The following is a 3640-nucleotide window of genomic DNA, read 5'->3' on the forward strand; positions in this document are numbered from 1 at the left end:
GCTGGGGAAAGGGGAAAGGGAAAAGGGTAAGGGATTTAAACCCTTTCCCCCGCCAAGTTCCCTTGGCGTACTACTAGGTCAATGGTTCCTCATCAACAATTTCAACTGTTCTCGGAAAAGGGCCTTGGTCAGGCTCAGTAACGACTACTGGGCTAATGTGATGTTTCAGTTTGAGTTTTAACTCATCTGAAATGGGCAATTCTTGAATTTCTTTGAGAAGAAATCTGACAGATTCAGTTTTGCTACGTTCTGTATAGACGAGCTTGAGAATGTTTTCAATTCCAAATCCCGCTATATATTCCCCTAGAACGGCTGTCAGCCCAAGCAAGCCTAAACCTCCTAAGAGGCCTAAAGGCCCGCCCAGCGTTGAAAGCATAGCGACAACGGCAGCGACATTACCCCCTGATGCACCCGTTGCTATCACGAAAAGTATGCCAGGAAGGCCTAAACCAGAAATTTTTTTGACGAGTTCATCCATTGTACTTACCTACAATCCTTATAAAGTGAAAACATGACTAAGAAAGTCATTACTAATTTCTTTTGTGAAGAAATTAAAAATCTTACATCTTGCACCAACTAACTGGTGCAAGATGTAAGATTTTTGATTTAGCTCAACAAAAGACTACACAGTTCATCGATTTGTTGACTTTTGTTAGATATTAATCGATGGGCTATAGCTTGTAACTGACGAGTATTTTGGAGTTTGGTATTATCGATTTCTTCTAGTTCGCTATCTAACAATGTTTGAAAACGATAATAAAAACTTTTAGCTTCTTTATCAGTAGGTTCAAACAACTGTTCTAATTCTCCAGCTACCACTTCACTACTCCCGTCAAACATAATATTTAAAAGCGGTCTTCCCCATTGCAAGAGTCCCCAATTTTTGACTTCTTTATAAGGGTAAACACTCGTCAGCGAACCTGTACCTAAAGAAACTACTAAAATATCTTCTATATTCAGAACTTTTTGGGCTTTTCGCTTACTACTAATTTGTGCTTCCAAAATAGCTAAATGGGCTGGATTATTAGCAAATACTCCACCATCGATTAAAGTATAGGCGATACCACTATTGTGGGGATTTACAAGCCGATGAGGAGCAAAATAAGTTGGAGTAGCACTAGTTGCCAATGCTGCATCTAGGAGCGAAAAACCCCCACATAACTTACAAAAGTTCTTAAATTCTATTTGCTGCTTTTCTAGTTGGTTTGTAAAAAATATCGGAATTCGCTGCTCGATATCGTAACTCGTTACAAAAACTTCTTTGAGATTATTTTCTAGAGGAGCATTACCAAAATATTTCCTTAAAATTTCTTCTTTGCTTTCAGAAGGATATTTTGGCTGAAGAAATATATCCTCTAATGGGCCAAGTAGTCTTTCAAACAACGGCTCATAAAATATTTCTACCCCATACTCAAGAAATAGCTCTAAGAGATCCTCAGCAGTGTATTCAGCGACTGGCAAGTTATCAGATACATCGGAACTTAATCGTGGTTTAGTTAGTCCAAGTGCTAAAATTCCGCCACTGGAAGTGCCAGTAATTAAATCAAACAAACTGAATATAGGCTTTTGTGTCCGCCGTTCAATTTCTGCTAGGATTAATGCTGGAATAATGCCCCGAATACCGCCTCCATCAATGGAAAGTATTTTATATTTGGGACGGGTTGTTGTATTCATAGTTTCTGGCGATTCCTCCTGAGTTAATATTTGTGCTTGTTGGATATTGACGGGATCTTCAGTTTGGTCTGTTTTAGTTTCGTCGTCATGTTGTGCAAGAGCGATCGCAGTTGGAATAATCTCGGATTCTTCGCTGTTTATTTCTGTCTGTTGAATTTCCTTTGGTTGGTTTTCGTCGTCGCTTACTAACGATACCGTTGCTGCTAATAAACTTGTAGTTAGTGGTGAGATATTTTCTTCAGGAATAACTGCTGTCTCAGTTTGGATCTCTTCAAGTTGAATATCTTCTTGATTGGATGGTTCTGCTGCAAATATAACTGGATTTAATGATTGTGTTGCGAATGGAATTTCTGCTAAAGTCCAAATAGGATTACCGCGAAAATTTCCTTGATAGGACTTTCCAGTTTGGTTTTTGACAGTTGTACCTTGCCCATCGTCTAATTTCCAGTAAGCCACTAATCCTGATTCATCTCCGGCTATTAGCCCACAACGATGAGTCTGGATTTCTGCTTGAGTGCAGGGATAATTCCAAACGCTAATGTTTGCTAATTGTCCTTTGAAATAGACTTGTTTGTGTAACGTTGCTCCCAGAGTTGTAGAACTTGTGGCTTTGTTTAAAGATGAACCTCTAAGAGAATCGTTGTATTCGCGATCGTCAAGATATACGGTTAGCTGACCACTATTAAAAACAATAGCAAAAAAGTGCCATTGTCCTATAGTTAATTCTCCTTGCCCAAAGGTTTTGATATTTTTGCTAACAGTTTCATCAATGTAGATATCTAGGCTTCCTGTTTCACTGATGCCGAATTCAAAATTATCACTGTATCTCTCTGAAGAACGAGCAAAAAATACATTGCGCGTCCCGTAACTAGTGGCTTTATTTGTTAATTCATATGGATTTACCCATCCTGAAACCGTAAAAGCTGAACTTCCTTGAGCGAAAACGCCGCCAATATCGTTTCTGCCAAAATCTATATAATCTTTTATCCCATCAAATGTTAAAACTGTTTGTGTATTTACTAGGTTGATCACAAGGGTTTCATCTCCAAATATCAATAATTCGTACTTTTCAATAAGGAATTTAATATTAATAAACTTAATAGTGAAAATAGTGAAATCTTACTAACAACTTTCAAAATAGAAGACAAGAAAAATATACAAGGCTCAATTTTCTAATTTTTATTAGTCAGTAATACTTCTGCGATCGCCTGCGAAATGGGGTAGTGTGGTGAATATATCTCCATCCAAAAAAATTCCCCGACTGGGTTAACTTCGAGGAATACATGCCGACCATCGGGCGTGACAATAATATCAATTGCTCCATAGTTTAAGCTAAAATAAGCCATCAGTTTGAGCAGTTTTTTCTCAATATCTTCTGGCAAGTCGTAGGGTTGCCAATTTTTAACTAAGGCTCTCCCCTCTTTGCGCCAATCGTAAGTAGATCCTTCTAAGCTTTGGGAATCTACTGCGGCAGTAAATACGCGGTGTCCAACAATAGTTGTCCGCAATTCCAACGCCTTGGGCACATTTTCTTGAAAGGTCATCGGACAAAAACGCAGTCCTTCCATATTCTCCAGATCATCATTTGTAACTGGAGTGGTAAACACAACGTTTTCTCGCCCCTGATCGTCATAGATAGCAAAAGAAGAAAGCATTTTGGTAACTATACCTTGGCTACACTCTTGAGCAAATTGCTTAACTGCTTCTGGATTGTTTGAAGTCAGAGTGCGTGGAGTTACAAGACCAACTTCTCGTGCAACTTGCAATTGTAGTTGCTTATTATTAGCCCGATCTACATTGGACATTTTATCAAAGTGAAATCCCTGAAGGCTGGCAATCATACCCCTGACTGTGGCGCGACATTCGTTAATTGAGGCATCTCTGTATTGCTTGTCCATTGAGTCAGGGATTTTTTGTCCGTAGCGCATCCGCCGATACCAAACTGAGGAGACTTCACTTAAATCTA

General features: G+C 39.0%; 3 protein-coding genes. All 3 read right to left on the bottom strand.

Going from position 1 to position 3640, the window contains the following annotated elements; genetic code table 11:
* Positions 1-73 precede the first annotated feature (73 nt).
* Positions 74-478 (bottom strand): hypothetical protein, encoded by a 405-nt coding sequence (locus RMZ41_RS31890; protein ID WP_322644583.1) that lies wholly within the window; start codon positions 476-478, stop codon positions 74-76.
* Between the two features lie 128 nt (positions 479-606).
* The gene (locus RMZ41_RS31895) at positions 607-2706 is read right to left on the bottom strand and encodes a patatin-like phospholipase family protein (RefSeq protein WP_322644582.1); all 2100 of its coding nucleotides are present in this window, start codon (positions 2704-2706) and stop codon (positions 607-609) included.
* Positions 2707-2846: 140 nt separating this feature from the next.
* Positions 2847-3640: MvdD family ATP-grasp ribosomal peptide maturase (locus RMZ41_RS31900; RefSeq protein ID WP_322644581.1), on the bottom strand; the 794-nt coding region annotated here is incomplete at its 5' end.

It is taken from the genome of Nostoc sp. DedVER02 (assembly GCF_034530675.2).
GTDB lineage: Bacteria > Cyanobacteriota > Cyanobacteriia > Cyanobacteriales > Nostocaceae > Nostoc.